This is a genomic window from Lachnoclostridium sp. An169 (genome assembly GCF_002160525.1).
In the GTDB taxonomy this organism is placed as follows: Bacteria; Bacillota; Clostridia; order Lachnospirales; family Lachnospiraceae; genus Mediterraneibacter; species Mediterraneibacter cottocaccae.
The window spans coordinates 19,203-33,891 of record NZ_NFKT01000007.1 but is presented as its reverse complement, the minus strand read 5'-3'; the positions used below and the strand labels follow the sequence as shown (position 1 = coordinate 33,891).

Below are 14,689 nucleotides of genomic sequence, written 5' to 3'. Positions count from 1 at the left end.
ATGAAGTTATATATTGCCGGAGGATGCGGCGAACATGGAAGAAACTGCTTCCTTCTCGAAGATAACGGCCGGTATCTGATGGTTGACTGTGGGAAAGGGGATAGAGATACCTCTTTCCCACAATTAACGAAAGATGAAATCATGAAAACGGAGTATTTGTTTCTGACCCATTCCCATAAGGATCATTCCGGAGGAATTCAGTGGATGGTGGAACAGGGCTGTCGCGGAAATATCATTTCTACCAAGGAGACGCGGATACAGTGTGATTTAAATATTCCAAACTGGCGATCTCTTCCGGTAAATGAAGGCTCCCAGCCTCTGGTGATTAATCAAAATCTTCGGATTATATGGGGGCGGAGCGGTCATTGTGCCGGAAGTGTCTGGTATCTGATTGAATGGAATGGTAAAACGATCCTGTTTACCGGAGATTACAAAGAAAAGTCCTCCCTTTATTTTTGTGATGAGATCAGGAATACTGCCGCAGACTGTGCAGTAATAGACTGTGCATATGGAAACCGTGATATCGACCGGAATGGACTTTACAGAGAATTGACGGATTCGATCCGTTATCATATAAGAAAAGGGAACACGGTTTTGCTTCCCGTGCCAAAATATGGCCGTGGACTGGAAATGATTCAGTTATTACATGACGCAGGGAAGAATATACCGGTCTATGCAGACAGCAGTTTGTTTAAGCAGACGAAAACAAACAGTCCGTTTTGGACAGTACAGTCGGAAGCCATATCTCAGAATATGAAAAACTGGAAGGGAGACCCGGCAGTTTTACTGGTATCGGACCCCCAACTTCGCAAAAAGGAAAATTATGAACTTGCGATTCGGATACTGAATACCGGGGGAACAGTTATTTTGACCGGATATGTTTATCCGGATACCGGATCCGAACATTTACTGAAACAGAAGCTGGCAGGACAGATTGCGTACCCTGTCCACATGAATTACAGCGAGGTGTGCGGTCTGATATCGAAAAACAGGTTCGGCAATATTGTTTTAAATCACCATGCGGGGAAAATTGATGATGAGAAGAAGATTACATCGGATATTAAGACAGGGGATACTGTGCTGTTTTAAATTATGAAATTTGATGCATATTGGCATCAAAAAATATTATCTTATTTTCGAACAGAAACGGGGCGGCCGCATACACGACCGCCCCGGGGGAAATTCCGCGCCATCCGGCGCCTTATTTCTTTTTGCTGTTTGCCGACTTGCTGTCTGTCGCCTTCATATCGGCAAGTTTCTTCTCTGCATTCTCTTTTGTCCTTGCGAAAAATCCCTTTTTCTTCTTCGGGGCTTCAATGGAGCCTCCGCGGACACTCTTGATACCTGTTATGTAGATTCCGCTGAGGACAACCTTGACTTCCTTCTTTACCGGAATGACTTCAAATACTTTCGCATCGCACATCAGAGTCATAACTTTCGGCCCGATCTTTGCCTTGACAACCGGAACCTTGGTACCGCGCAGGTATTTCGGTGTATTCTCTATAACCATTGCGGGAAGTCCGGCTTCTTTCAGTTTCATCTTCTTTTTATCGATCACCAGCATACTGACTGTCTGTGCAACGGCATCCATCTGCTCTTTCTGCTCGGCCTGTTTCCTCTCGGTGCGTTTGCCGAAGAAATACAGCCCGATGCATGCTCCGATCAGTATGATTAGAATGATGATCATCACTATTGCAGGTGTACTCACGATAAAACCCTCCTAAATTACTCATTTTCCGACATTTCGCAAATAGTATTGTAACATTGTTTGCGGGGAAGTGCAAGCGGTTTAGAAAGCGGAATGATTTCTGTACGATCTGCACAGAAATGATATATAATAAGCAGGTAAAGCAATGAAAAATCATACAGTAAAGTATCATGGAGGAATATCATTATGAATCAAAGAATCATGATCCCGGACACAGACCTGTCTCTGTGCCCTGTCGGACTTGGAACAGCGGCGGCAGGAGCAAAGTGGAGCGGAAAAGAGGCGGACGCCATCTTTGACACATACATTGACATGGGAGGAAATCTGATCGATACCGCCCGGGTATACCAGGAGTGGATGCCGGGCGGAGAGGGAAGAAGCGAGAGCGTTGTGGGAGAGTGGAGCTCCCGTGAGAAGAAGAGGAATTCTTTTATCCTCATGACAAAAGGAGGGCATCCCAGGTTCAGAGGCCCCCAGGACGATCTGCATATTCCCAGAATGACGCCTGCTGATATGAGAGAGGATCTGGAGCTCTCTCTGAAGGCGCTGCGGACCGATGTGATCGACATCTATTTTTATCACAGAGACAACCGGAACCAGACCATAGAGGAGGAGATTGAGACTATGGAACAGTTCCGGAAAGAAGGGAAGATCCGTTATTACGGCTGTTCCAACTGGTCGGCACAGCGCATGGAGGAGGCGGATGAATACTGCCGGGAACACGGATACCGCGGCTTTGTGGCAGATCAGGTGCTGTTCAATATGGGTGTGCAGCATATGAATCCGCCCCAGGATGACACGCTGGAGTGTATGAAAGGAGCGGTTCTGGAGTACCACAGAAAGAATCTCCGCTGCCTTGCAGTGGCGTATACAAGTATTGCAGGCGGATTTTTCCAGAAATACCTGAGCGGTGCGGACGTCACAGGCTCGCCGTATTACACGGAGGGGAATATCCGGCTTGCCGGACGGATACAGAAACTGGCAGAAAAATATGGGGCAACCATCTCCCAGGTGCTGATCGGGTATCTTATGACAGGGGAATTTCCCTGTGCAGCCCTGTACGGCCCGAAGAATGCGGCCCAGATCCGGGAGGCTATGGATACTCTGGATATTCCGTTTGAGCGGGCGGATTATGAAGCGGAGATTATGTGAGAGAGTAGAGGATTAAGAAATTACGGGATAGGAGAATACAGGACGGGGAGTTTTTCATCTTTGGGGTTACTTTTCTGCCGAAAAACTAGTATACTGTGTATAGTGGCGTTTTTTGCTCATATACGGATGCTTCCGAAGAATGAGAATCAGGAAAAGAAGCAGGAGCGCCGCAGAAGAAAGAGGGAGATAAGTTATATGGCAGAAACAATATGGAGTGCAGTGGTGACCGGATATAATTTTATCATGGATAACCTTGTCATCATCAATATGATTCTTGCGCTCGTGATCATATTTTTTCAGAGAAGATCCCCGCAGACGGTCTGGACCTGGCTGCTCCTTCTCTATTTTATCCCGATCCTCGGATTTATCCTTTATCTGATTATCGGGCAGGATTTCCACAAGAGCAGGATGTTCAAGGCAAAGGAGATTGAAGGTGAATTAAAATATGCCGTCCGGAAGCAGGAGGAGACGATTTACAACAGGCGGCTCAGACTTGCCAATCCGGAGATGAACCGGTTCCGGGACCTGATTCTCTACAATCTGGAAGCAGGAGAGGCAGTACTGACGGATAATAATGACATCCGTATTTACACGGACGGAAAAGAGAAGTTCCGTGCGCTGATCGAGGAGATGCGGGGGGCGAAAAAATATATTCACGTTCAGTATTACATCATCCGCAACGATGAGCTCTGGCAGGAAATCGAGAAGGTGCTGATTGAAAAATGTCATGAGGGCGTGGAGGTGCGCGTGCTTTTTGACAGCATGGGCTGCCGGACCATGCATAACCGGGACTGGGAGAGACTGGAGAACGAGGGAATCCAGGTCGCTGAATTTTTCCCCGCGCTGATGGGAAAACTGCAGCTGCGGGTCAACTACCGGAACCACAGGAAGATCGTGGTTATTGACGGCAGAATCGGATTTGTAGGCGGTTTTAATGTGGGAAGGGAATATCTGGGAAGAGATCCCAAATTCGGTTACTGGAGAGATACCCACCTTTGCATTGAGGGGGCGGCAGTGACTTCCCTGGCGGTCCGTTTTGTGCTGGACTGGAACTATGCGGCAAAGGAGAACCTTTTCCTTCAGGACAACCTGTTTGAGATTCCCGCCTATGTGCGCAGAGGCAGGGACCCGGTGCAGATCATATCCAGCGGACCGGACTCACAGATCAAGACGATCCATGACAATTATCTGCGCCTGATTCACCACGCGCAGGATCATGTCTACATCCAGACGCCTTATTTTATACCGGATGACTCGATTCTGGACGCGCTGAAGATTGCAAGCCGCTCGGGGATTGATGTGAGGATTATGGTTCCCTGCAAGCCGGATCACCCCTTTGTATACTGGGCGACTTATTCCTATGTGGGAGACATGGTTGCAGCGGGGGCGAAATGCTATGTTTACAACAACGGTTTCCTTCATGCCAAGACACTGACCGTGGACGGCATGGTGGCGTGCGTGGGAACTGCAAATATGGATATCCGCAGTTTTGGCCTGAATTTTGAGGTGAATGCGGTGATCTACAGCGAGCGTACGGTGCAGAAACTTGAGAGGGCGTTTGAAAATGATATGACCCAGTGCACTCAGGTGACAAGAAAAGTGTATGATGACAGAAGCCTGGTGATCAAGGCAAAGGAGCAGTTCTCAAGACTGCTGTCACCGCTTCTGTAAAACAACAGTAATATAAAAATACCAGCAAGGAGAAAAAAGAACATGAAAAAGAAAATCGTATCAGTATTGATGGCAGCGGCTGTGGCAGCAGCACTTGCGGGATGCAGCAGTGAGCTGTCCAATGAGTATGTCACCGTGAAGCAGTACAAAGGGCTTGAGGTGCCTCAGGCGGAAACTTCTGATGTGACAGATGAATATGTAGAGAGCATTATCGAGAGCAATCTGGATGCGTCTGCAGAGCAGGTTGATATTACAGACAGGGCTTCACAGGAAGGGGACTGGGCAAATATCGATTATACCGGTTATATTGATGATGTGGCTTTTGACGGCGGTTCCGCGACCGGTGTGGACCTGCAGATCGGCCAGGGAGGATTTATCGGTGCTTACGGAGATTATCAGGGGTTTGAGGAACAGCTGATCGGGCATAAGCCGGGGGAGGAGTTTGATATCACAGTCCAGTTTGCAGATGATTATAATGACCAGGTGGGCGGAAAAGTGGCGCGGTTCCATATTGTTATGAACTCACTCTATGAGCGAAAAGTTCCGGAACTCACAGACGAATGGGTCCAGGCGAACAGTGCAGGGGCAGAGAACGTAGACGAGTACCGTGAAGAGATCCGCGAACAGGAAGAAGAGTATAATGAAAATATGGCAGAATCAGACCTGATGTCATCCATGCAGGAGGCTCTTCTGGGGCAGATCGAAGTAAAGGCATATCCTGACGGAGCAGTGGAAGAGCAGGTGCAGATTGCCACAGACTACTATACAACGATAGCCGGGTATTACGGGATGGAACTGCAGGATTTCGTGGAAGGATATTTCCAGATGACCATGGATGATTTTAACACCGAGCTTCAGTCGGCAGCAGAGCGGACGGTACAGCTTGACGAGGCGATCAAACTGATTGCCGATAAGGAGAAACTGACCCCCACAGAGGAAGAGTACGATGAAAAGATCGCGGAATATGCGGAGCAGTCCGGAGCGGATGACGTGGATGCGTTTATCGAGCAGAACGGCGAGGATACCCTGAGGACATCGGTGCTCAGAGAGACGGTGCTGCAGTACCTGGTTGACAACTGCGTTCAGGTGGAAGATTCCGAGAGTGATCAGACATCGGCAGGAACAGTTGCAGAGTAGAATTATGGAAAATTAACAGGCAGAGAGGCACGGCGGGCGTCAGGAAGTCCGCCAAAGCGCAGGGCAGCAGGAGAAGGAGGAGAAGAGGATGACACTGGAAAATGAGAGACTTTGTGTGGAGATTTCCGAGATGGGAGCAGAGGCAGTCCGGATCTGGGACAAGAAGAACCAGACAGATGTGCTGTGGGAGGCAGATCCCCTGTACTGGAAACGGCATTCACCGGTACTGTTCCCGAATGTGGGGAAGACTTACAGGAACACGGTACTGATCGGCGGCGAACACTATCCGACTTCCCAGCACGGATTTGCCCGGGACAGTAAGTTCCGCTGCATCCGCTCGGATCAGGATACCGCCACATTTCTCCTGGCCTCCACGGAGGAGACAAAAGAAGTGTATCCTTTTGAGTTTGAACTGCTCATTACATATAAGCTGGAGAAAAACAGTCTTCTTGTGAAATGGGAAGTGAAGAATCCGGCGGATGAGACCATGTATTTCACCATCGGCGGCCATCCTGCTTTCCGGTTTGCGGGAAAAGAGGAGACCAAGGAAGACTATTTGCTCCGGTTCCCGGGGAAGGATAGCCTGACTTATGTGCTGATCGATCCGAAGGAAGCGGCGGTGAATCCGGAAGTGAAATATGAGCTGTCTCTGAAAGACGAGTGCTGCCCTCTGAATGAGGAAATGTTTGCGCGTGACGCTCTGATCTTTGACGGCGGACAGATCGGGGAAGTGTGGCTGTGTCATAAGGACGGCGCTCCCTACGTGAAAATGGAATGTCCCGGATTCCCCAATTTTGGAATCTGGTCAGTGAAAGACGCTCCTTTCGTCTGCCTGGAGCCCTGGATGGGACGGGCGGATAACATCGGATTTGACGGAGAGATCTCGGAGAAGCCGGGGATCAATAAGCTGGACGGCGGAGAGGTATTTACGAAAACGTATACCATCACTGTGGAGTAACATGACTGAGAATCTATGACAGGAGGACGGTGCCGTGCGGGTAAATTCTCTGTTGGAATCTCTGCGCCAGGGAGTGCTGATCTGTGACAGGCAGGGCAGAGTCGTATATATGAACGAAGCCTATGCCGCATTTACCGGGCAGGATCCGGAAGCGGCGAAAGGAAGAAAGATTACGGAGCTGAGGGCAGGCGCCCGTGTGCCGGAGGTCTTAAAAAGCGGAAAAGCCGTGGAAGGCGTAATCCGCAGGGAAGGAAACCAGGAGTATTTCGCCAGTATTTATCCTGTGACAGAAGAAGAGGTTGTGAAGGGAACGATCTCGATCGTCACCACACTGGAGGATCAGCATCTGAAAACTCAGCTCACACATGAGACACTGGAGGAGCGTGTGAAGCGGTTTGAGCGGCGCGAAATCCGGGCGGCAGTTGACTTTTACGGCGGCGGAGTGGAGGGAAAGAGGATGGCTGCAAAAGAACTGGGCATCTCCCTTGCCACTTTATATAACAAGATGAAAGAGTAGAAAGAACCGGACGGGTTTCTAAGATTTTAGAAATCTGGCCGGTTTTCTTTGTACCGGGGGAGAATCAGCGGTATAGTCAGTTACAGAAGATACAGCCGGTGTGAAAAGCAGGCTGCGGGCAGCGAAGGAAAGGAGCAGGTGAGACTATGAAACTGAAAGAAATCGCCCATGCAAGGACAGGAGATAAGGGAGATATCTCCAATATTTCCGTAATACCCTATGATGAAGCTGACTATGAATGGCTGAAACAGGAGCTGACGGCAGGAAAAGTGAAAGACTATTTTTCCGACATCTGTCATGGAGATGTTGTGCGCTACGAACTGGAGGGCATCAAAGCGCTGAATTTTGTCATGGATCATGCCCTTGGCGGAGGCGTGACCCGCTCCCTTGCTCTGGACAGGCACGGAAAGACGCTGGGGATGGCGCTGCTTGAGATGGAAGTGGAGAAAGGCATGGAAGTCATGAAAGACGCGAAAGAGACGGAAGGCACGGAAAATATCGGAGAGCCGACAAAAGCTTCCGGCGGAAAACGTATCCGCATCGGGAGCGGAGCCGGGTATGCGGGGGACCGGCTGGAACCGGCGCTGGAACTGCTTGAAAAGGGAAACCTGGACTATATTATTTTCGAGTGCCTGGCAGAGCGCACCGTGGCGCTGGGGCAGCAGGAGAAAGAGAGAAACCCGGAGAAAGGATACAATCCTCTTCTCGAGTACCGGATGAGACGTGCCCTGCCCCTGGCAGCAAGGAATCACGTCAGGATCATAACCAATATGGGGGCGGCAAATCCCCGGGCGGCTGCATATAAGGTAAAGCAGATCGCGGAGGAACTGGGGCTTGGCGGACTGAAGATCGCCTGCGTTACCGGGGACGATATTACGGACAGACTGCAGAACTACATGGATTATTCGGTTCTGGAAAATCAGAAAAAACTGGGGGAAATGGAGGAGCATCTGATCTCTGCAAATGCATATCTGGGGGCTGAGGGAATCGTGCAGGCCCTGGAACAGGGGGCAGATGTGGTGATCACGGGAAGAGTATCGGATCCGGCGCTTACAGTGGGACCGCTTCAGTATGAGTTCGGCTGGGATACAGAGAAAAACCCGGAACAGATGGGACAGGCGGTTCTGGCAGGACATCTGCTGGAATGTGCCGGACAGGTGACAGGTGGCTACTATGCCGATCCGGGGTACAAAGAGGTTCCGGGACTTGAACATCTCGGATTTCCCATCATCGAAATGGATGCGGGCGGTATGCTCACTGTCACAAAAGCGGAAGGCTCCGGCGGCTGTGTGACCGTGGATACGTGTAAAGAACAGACCGTTTACGAGATTCATGATCCGACGGCATATCTTACGCCTGATGCGGCGGCAGACTTCTCTCACGTTATATACAGACAGGCGGGCGGAAACTGTGTGGCTGCCCGGGGCGCTGTCAGCCACGGCAGACCGGAGAAGCTGAAAGTGAGCGTCGGGTATAAGGACTGTTATATCGGAGAGGGAGAGATCTCCTACGGCGGCTCCGGCTGTCTTGCAAGAGCGCGGCTCGCTGCGGATATTCTGGAGGAACGGATCCGCGCGGTGGGAATCGAACTGGAGGAATTCCGGGTGGATTATATCGGCTGGAATTCCCTTTATGGGGATAAGATTACAGAAAACCTTGTACGGGGAAACGGGAATATGATAACAGAGGATATGCTCCCGGAGGTTCGTCTGCGGGTCAGCGGCAGAAGCAGAGAACGCATGATGGCGGAACTTCTGGCGGATGAAGTGGAGGCACTGTACACAAACGGTCCGGCAGGCGGAGGCGGCGCGGTAAAGCAGGTATCGGAGATTGTGTCCATCTGTTCGATATTCATACCACGGGAGGATGTACAGGCGAAGGTAAGCTTTCTGGAATCGCATTTCTGATGTGCAAAAGTGTAAGCGGAAAGACAGGAAGGAAAAGGACAGTGAAAAGATGTCTCGAGAAGGAGGAAAACGATGAAGAAAAGGACAGTAAAAATGATCGCAGCCGCGGCGGTAATCGGCGGGATCGGAGGAATGATTGCATACAGGGAGAAGATTATGGAATTTCTTGCATCCCTTCATTCCTGGCAGAAAGAGGTTGACAGAATCCGGGAAAAATACAGCACAGACCGGAAACATGAGATTCTCTTTTACGGGGCATCAAACTTTGCCATGTGGGATCAGATGGAGGAGGATATGGCAGAGTACAAAGTACAGAATCACGCCTTTGGCGGGAGCAAGGATACCGACCTGGTAAAGTTTGCGGATCAGATCCTCTATCCCTATGATCCTGCGGTTGTATTTTTCCAGACCGGGTCGAATGACTATGTTATGATGAAGGGGACAGATGAGGAAAAGGCCGCAAAATGTATGGCATATAAAAAGCAGATGTTCCATACTTTCCATGAGAAGCTGCCGGATGCGAAATTCGTGATCATGAGCGGACTGCTGCTCCCCGGGCGGACACAGTACCTTGATATGACACTTCGCATCAACAGGGAGCTGAAAGAGCTGGCGGAAACAGAAGAATGGCTGTATTATGTGGACGCGGAGGCTCTGACTTATGACGGGAAGACTCTGGACAAAAGTCTGTTCCGTGAGGATATGATCCACCTGAACCATGAGGGAGAACTGAGATGGTATCGGGAATATATTGAACCGCAGATCCGGGAGCTGATTGAGAAATATGGGGTGGAAGGACTCAGAAAGTGCGGAGATAGAGAGATGCAAATATAGAAAGAAACAGTCCTGAAAAGGCAGGTGTAGAAAACAGAAGGTGAAAATGAGGGCGGCTCCGGGACATTAACCTGCCCGGAAGCCGCTCCTTTTCAGTTCATCCTCGATTTTCAGCAGCTCCTGTTCTGCCGCTGTCCGTCTGGCACGTCCCTCCTCCTGGATGCGGACCGCCTCGTTGATGGTGGAGATGAGATTCTCGTTTGCCTTTTTCAGGGTTTCGATATCCACGATCCCGCGCTCGGATTCCCGGGCAACTTCAAGGGTGTTCTGCTTGAGCCGCTCGGAGTTTTCCAGAAGCATGGCGTTGGTCGTATCTGTGATGTCCCGCTGCAGCTGAAGTGTTTTCTGCTGACGGTACATTCCCAGGGCCATGACCATCTGGCTCTTCCACAGGGGAATGGTCTCCTGGATGGCGGTCTGGATCCGGTCGGCCAGAAGTTTGTCGTTGTTCTGGATCAGCCGGATCTGGGGCGCAGTCTGGATGGCAATGGTTTTGCTGGTCTTTAAGTCGTAGATCTTTTTCTCAAACTGGGCTACCGTGTCTTCAAAGTCCCGGACAACCTGGGAACTCATGGGATCGCCGCTTTTCTGCGCCTCTGCGCGCAGGGCGGGAATGGTAGTGTTTTTCAGCTCTGCAAGCTTCTCCTCGCCGGCGGTGATATAGATCTGGAGCTTTCTGAAATAGTCCAGGTTTTTCTCATACATGGTGTCAAACATGCCGATATCTTTGAGAAGCTCCATCCGCGCTTCTTCAAGTTTCCCCTCGATACGGTCCACCTGCACTTCCAGTTTTTCAAACTGTGCCAGGAAACGCTTCACTTTTTTCTCCATTTTCTGAAAGACTCCCAGGATGCCGGAGTCTTTTTCCAGTGACTTGAAGTCAAGAGTCTCCACATTTGTCACCAGATCCGACATCAGGGAGCCGATATAACCAGTGTCCTTTGAACGGATATTGTTGAGGATATTGGCGGAAAAGTCCGCGATATTCTGCTTTGCACCGGAGCCGTACTGCATCAGCATCTGGGAATCTCTCATATCGATCGTTTCTCTGAGGGCGCCCGCCTCCCGGCGTTCCTCCGGGGTGAGGGCGGCGAGCCTTACGCTCAGCGCTTCTGCGGACTCGGCCGGGGAAACTTCTGTCTCTGTCTTCATATTGCTGTTCTGCATAAGATCAGCAAGGGTAATTTCAGCCATGATATATGCTCCTTTCAGGGGGAAAACTTCTTCAGGCGTCTGCAAAACGCCGGAACCCGTGCGGATTCGGGATTTATTCTAACTGTTCGATAATTACTTTCATCACGTCGTAGGACGGGACCTGGGTAACCTGTGTGACCGACGAGGCGACTCCCTCTGCCGGAAGGGCGGAAGAATCACTGACCGCCCCGTAGTTTCCGGTGCGGAATCCGTGTTTCTCCCATGCCAGGTTCCGGATGTCTTCATCCAGCATGGCGTTCAGCAGAAGCTGTCCGTCCTCGTCGAGCGCGATCAGAACATGGGCTGACCAGACTGTCGGGGTGGGATAGAGCATTACCACATCGTCACGGATATTTTCATATTCGTCCGGATAGAGCGCCGCATATTCGATCAGCTGGCTTTCATATCCGGCGATTACCGGTTTTGCGCCCACGCCCATGCGCAGAAACTGGCTGAACAGATCGGAAGAGGAAGTTTCCATATACCCGAGTCTGGAGAAAATATTTTCCAGTTCGGGGAGGATTGTGTCCAGGTCTTCCGCTGTCAGTGTCTGCCCGCCGTTCAGTACATTTGCGATAAGTGCGGCGAACATATTGCCGGAATTGGAACGTGCCGGATCTGTGGTATCCACGGAGATGCTTCCGTATAATTCCGGAAGACCGATATCCGACCATTGGGTATTGTTCTGAATCAGTTCAAGGAGCCCTGCCATATCGATATAGTGAACGTCCCCGTCAGTGGTGATAAGTCCCTGGCTTTCAAATGCGTCAAGCACCATCTGATGGGTATAGAGGACGATAGGCGTATTCAGGACAATTTCGCTCTGCACAGGCGATCCGTGCAGATCCTCATAATATTCCAGGGCAATGCTGCTGGACGGGAAAAGGTAATCCCTTCCCGAGAGATCTGCCGTCATCATATCCAGAGAACCGGAGCGGGAGTAGTCCACTTCAAGTCCGTATTTCTCAAGGAAAATATCCTGTACCTGAGGATCTTCCAGAAGCTCGATCTTTTCGCCGCCCACATACCCGGTTACCGCCACGGTTTCCGGGGTATTTACCCTGATAAGATAAATGGCGCCGATCACCGCCATGACAATAATCAGCAGGATCAGTCCGATGATTTTTTTCTTCATATGTGTGTTGCCTCCCTGTGTGCGGTGTGTGCTGCTTTCTCCTGTGCAGTGTGCTCTGCCTTATCTTGTACGCTGTGTGCCGGAGTTCCCTGTCCTGTATGTGCTGTCTCCGCGGATCCGGCACTTTCGCGCGGGAGCGGGCAGCCCTCGGACATCAGCGTCTGTTTCAGCAGATTCAGGTCCGCCTCCATATCAAAAAGCTCATTCTGCATCAGCTTTTCAAACTGCATATCAAACGCGGCCTTCAGCGTGGCCACAGACTCACGGATGTTTTTCAGGACTTTTTCGGTCTCTTTTGTGGAGAGCCCGGTGTTTTTCAGTTCCACATAGTGTTCCAGTACGTTTGCGGCAGTTTCCTGATAATAGTCGATATAGCGCCGTGCCGCGGGAATTTTTTCCGGATTGTCCGTCAGGTATCTGAAAATGTTCCGCGCCGTGCCAAGCAGTTCCCGGCAGGACACCTGAAGATCCGGTTCCGTGATCTTCAGTGCGGCTTTCCGCATTCTCTCATAGTCTGCCCATGCCTCTGTCAGCCTTTCGCTCAATAATTCGCCGTTGGCCATGGAATCGATCTCCAGGTTACCGATCTTTCTCGCTGGCTTAAGAATCAGGACGAGAGCAATGTACACGGCTGCAGCAAGCGCCATGCAGAGAAACAGATTCCAGTCCAGGATCAGCAGTAATATGAGAAACAGCAGCAGAGCAAGGAGGGCTGAGACTGCGATGCTTAAGTTTTCTTTCCATTTGCTGTTTTTCATATCAGTTGTATCCTTTCACATTTCTGAATGCTTCCGTCAGATCCTTTGTCCCGTCAAATACCCGGGCGCCTGTCTCGTCAGCCAGTTCTTCGAGCTGGGAGGGATCCGCATCTCCGAAAGTAATAGAGAATACCGGAATGTCATTTCCATAGGAAGAAAGCGCGTTTTCAAAAACCGTGCGGTTATCCATGGACTGCCCGTCGGTCATGAGGATGACGGCGGGAGTATACTGACTCAAATCGTATTCGGAAGCGATCTCATACGCTGCCGCAGCAGCTGTGTAGATGTCCGTGCCTCCGCCGGGAGACTCTGCTGCGATCTGATCGTAAAGATCCTGGAGAGCTGCATCTGAGTCGTCTGACGCCTGAAGAACAGCAGTGACCTGATCGTCGAAAATGACTGCCACGTTGACTTCGCCCTCGTTTGCCTGGAGCAGGTTCTTCTCGGCATTGGACTGAATGAGAATCTGGGACATGGCTTCCTTAAGCTGTTCTTCCCCGTCACCGGACATACTGCCGGAGAAATCAAGGCAGTAAATGTTAAGGGAAGGCTTTTTAAAGGAAGTCTGATACAGATTCAGGGCGTCCATGAGAACCTCGGCGTCCGGCATCTGTATCGGGGAGAGGATGCGCTCGGTATCGATCCCCCAGTCCGGATTAAAGACAGAGGCGTTCTCCTCCGACACTCCGCTTGCCGTGATCCGCCGCCCGGTGGCTTCGATGGCGCTCTGGCTCTCACTGCTTAAAATCTGTTCCTGGAAATCCAGGAAAGCCTGCTCTTTTTCATCATCCCCGTGGTCTACATAGCCCAGAGGCGAGTCTGCCATGGAAAGTCCGTCGTACGGATAGATGACCTGCAGGGGTTCCTTTCCGGCGGCCTCAAGCTGTTCGTTGGCGTCAATGATGAGACATTCATAGTTGACCATGGCGTCATAGTTTCCGTTTAAAAACATGTCTTTGAGCCAGTCAGAGCTTCCGGAACTCCGTTCCACACCGCCGAGAAGCGTGCGGATCTCTTCCTGCAGCTGCGGATCTTCCAGATCCTCGGCGGTCATGCCGTCCTGCTTGCCGAGAAGCGCGTAGAGAAAGCCGATATAAGCGCTTGCCCCGGAATTGGACTGGGTGGCGCTGGTCATGCAGAATGTCATCTGTCCGTTCCGGATGGCGTTCAGGATATCATTTACCGAGACGTCTCCTCCGGTGAACCCCAGTTCCTGTGCAAGACTCTGGCGGATGCCGAACACCACCGGAGTGATGGAGACGGACTGGCTGTGCTTGATCAGGTGATTCTCGTCTCCCATGGAAATCCAGATGCTGCTGGCGGGCCACACCGCGTCGTAATCCTCTGCACCGTCCTGCAGCGTGCGCATAATGTCAACGGAACCCTTGTAATCCATCTCGATCCTCACTCCGGCCGCTTCTGCGCAGTCTGCAATAATGTCCTCCAGTTCCTGATTCTCCGAACCGGAAAGAATGCGGACTGTGGTGCCGCTTCCCGCCGTGAAGGCAGAATCATCGGAACCGGAAGAACCGAAGCCCGAATTTCCGAAACCTGTGCTGCAGCCCGGTAAGGTCAGTGTGACTGCCAGAGTCATAATACATGCGGTCATACATGTGATCAGTTTTTTTCTCATGTCTTTTTCCCCTTTTTTTCAGGTGTGTATTTCATAGAGTGAAGTACTGCATTTCTGCTTTTATTGTCGCGTAAAAGCGCAGGTT

Annotated in this window: 13 protein-coding genes; 8 read left to right on the top strand and 5 right to left on the bottom strand. The window is 50.9% G+C overall.

Annotated features, from left to right (window positions below):
- Positions 1–1,089 carry an MBL fold metallo-hydrolase gene (locus B5F07_RS07000; RefSeq protein WP_087160558.1) on the top strand — a complete coding sequence of 363 codons (1,089 nt, stop codon included), beginning with the start codon at positions 1–3 and terminating at the stop codon, positions 1,087–1,089.
- A gap of 112 nt (positions 1,090–1,201) precedes the next feature.
- On the opposite strand, the gene B5F07_RS06995 is transcribed toward B5F07_RS07000, so the two are convergent.
- Positions 1,202–1,708 (bottom strand): hypothetical protein, encoded by a 507-nt coding sequence (locus B5F07_RS06995; RefSeq protein ID WP_087160557.1) that lies wholly within the window; start codon positions 1,706–1,708, stop codon positions 1,202–1,204.
- A gap of 186 nt (positions 1,709–1,894) precedes the next feature.
- On the opposite strand from B5F07_RS06995, the gene B5F07_RS06990 reads away from it, so the two are divergent.
- The 7 genes from B5F07_RS06990 (at position 1,895) to B5F07_RS06960 (ending at position 9,884) form a co-directional block, all read left to right on the top strand.
- Entirely contained in the window at positions 1,895–2,860 is a 966-nt protein-coding gene (locus tag B5F07_RS06990) for an aldo/keto reductase (RefSeq protein ID WP_087160556.1), read from the top strand.
- A 195-nt stretch (positions 2,861–3,055) separates the two neighbouring features.
- Positions 3,056–4,531, top strand: a complete 1,476-nt coding sequence (gene cls, locus B5F07_RS06985; protein ID WP_087160664.1) for a cardiolipin synthase — start codon at positions 3,056–3,058, stop codon at positions 4,529–4,531.
- Positions 4,532–4,573: 42 nt separating this feature from the next.
- Positions 4,574–5,668 carry a trigger factor gene (gene tig, locus B5F07_RS06980; protein ID WP_087160555.1) on the top strand — a complete coding sequence of 365 codons (1,095 nt, stop codon included), beginning with the start codon at positions 4,574–4,576 and terminating at the stop codon, positions 5,666–5,668.
- 88 nt (positions 5,669–5,756) lie between these two features.
- Positions 5,757–6,626, top strand: a complete 870-nt coding sequence (locus tag B5F07_RS06975) for an aldose 1-epimerase family protein (protein ID WP_087160554.1) — start codon at positions 5,757–5,759, stop codon at positions 6,624–6,626.
- Between the two features lie 34 nt (positions 6,627–6,660).
- Positions 6,661–7,143 carry a PAS domain-containing protein gene (locus B5F07_RS06970; protein WP_087160553.1) on the top strand — a complete coding sequence of 161 codons (483 nt, stop codon included), beginning with the start codon at positions 6,661–6,663 and terminating at the stop codon, positions 7,141–7,143.
- 146 nt (positions 7,144–7,289) lie between these two features.
- Positions 7,290–9,050 (top strand): acyclic terpene utilization AtuA family protein, encoded by a 1,761-nt coding sequence (locus B5F07_RS06965; protein WP_330397755.1) that lies wholly within the window; start codon positions 7,290–7,292, stop codon positions 9,048–9,050.
- Positions 9,051–9,122: 72 nt separating this feature from the next.
- Positions 9,123–9,884 (top strand): GDSL-type esterase/lipase family protein, encoded by a 762-nt coding sequence (locus B5F07_RS06960; RefSeq protein ID WP_087160552.1) that lies wholly within the window; start codon positions 9,123–9,125, stop codon positions 9,882–9,884.
- A gap of 66 nt (positions 9,885–9,950) precedes the next feature.
- On the opposite strand, the gene B5F07_RS06955 is transcribed toward B5F07_RS06960, so the two are convergent.
- The 4 genes from B5F07_RS06955 to B5F07_RS06940 all read right to left on the bottom strand — a co-directional run bounded on the left by B5F07_RS06955 (position 9,951) and on the right by B5F07_RS06940 (position 14,604).
- The gene (locus B5F07_RS06955) at positions 9,951–11,078 is read right to left on the bottom strand and encodes a toxic anion resistance protein (protein WP_087160551.1); all 1,128 of its coding nucleotides are present in this window, start codon (positions 11,076–11,078) and stop codon (positions 9,951–9,953) included.
- 73 nt (positions 11,079–11,151) lie between these two features.
- Positions 11,152–12,213, bottom strand: a complete 1,062-nt coding sequence (locus B5F07_RS06950; protein ID WP_087160550.1) for a hypothetical protein — start codon at positions 12,211–12,213, stop codon at positions 11,152–11,154.
- Positions 12,210–12,971: a 5-bromo-4-chloroindolyl phosphate hydrolysis family protein gene (locus tag B5F07_RS06945; RefSeq protein ID WP_087160549.1), complete on the bottom strand. Its 762-nt coding sequence runs from the start codon at positions 12,969–12,971 to the stop codon at positions 12,210–12,212. The genes B5F07_RS06950 and B5F07_RS06945 overlap by 4 nt, the downstream gene beginning before the upstream one ends.
- Before the next feature lies 1 nt (position 12,972).
- Entirely contained in the window at positions 12,973–14,604 is a 1,632-nt protein-coding gene (locus B5F07_RS06940) for a substrate-binding domain-containing protein (protein ID WP_087160548.1), read from the bottom strand.
- Between the last annotated feature and the right edge of the window lie 85 nt (positions 14,605–14,689).

Bases quoted from the DNA above. Each gene is read 5' to 3' on its own strand.
- tig (WP_087160555.1), top strand. From the start codon at position 4,574: ATGAAAAAGAAAATCGTATCAGTATTGATGGCAGCGGCTGTGGCAGCA.
- B5F07_RS06975 (WP_087160554.1), top strand. From the start codon at position 5,757: ATGACACTGGAAAATGAGAGACTTTGTGTGGAGATTTCCGAGATGGGA.
- B5F07_RS06950 (WP_087160550.1), bottom strand. From the start codon at position 12,213: ATGAAGAAAAAAATCATCGGACTGATCCTGCTGATTATTGTCATGGCG.
- B5F07_RS06960 (WP_087160552.1), top strand. From the start codon at position 9,123: ATGAAGAAAAGGACAGTAAAAATGATCGCAGCCGCGGCGGTAATCGGC.
- B5F07_RS06940 (WP_087160548.1), bottom strand. From the start codon at position 14,604: ATGAGAAAAAAACTGATCACATGTATGACCGCATGTATTATGACTCTG.
- B5F07_RS06965 (WP_330397755.1), top strand. From the start codon at position 7,290: ATGAAACTGAAAGAAATCGCCCATGCAAGGACAGGAGATAAGGGAGAT.
- B5F07_RS06955 (WP_087160551.1), bottom strand. From the start codon at position 11,078: ATGGCTGAAATTACCCTTGCTGATCTTATGCAGAACAGCAATATGAAG.
- B5F07_RS07000 (WP_087160558.1), top strand. From the start codon at position 1: ATGAAGTTATATATTGCCGGAGGATGCGGCGAACATGGAAGAAACTGC.
- B5F07_RS06990 (WP_087160556.1), top strand. From the start codon at position 1,895: ATGAATCAAAGAATCATGATCCCGGACACAGACCTGTCTCTGTGCCCT.
- B5F07_RS06945 (WP_087160549.1), bottom strand. From the start codon at position 12,971: ATGAAAAACAGCAAATGGAAAGAAAACTTAAGCATCGCAGTCTCAGCC.
- cls (WP_087160664.1), top strand. From the start codon at position 3,056: ATGGCAGAAACAATATGGAGTGCAGTGGTGACCGGATATAATTTTATC.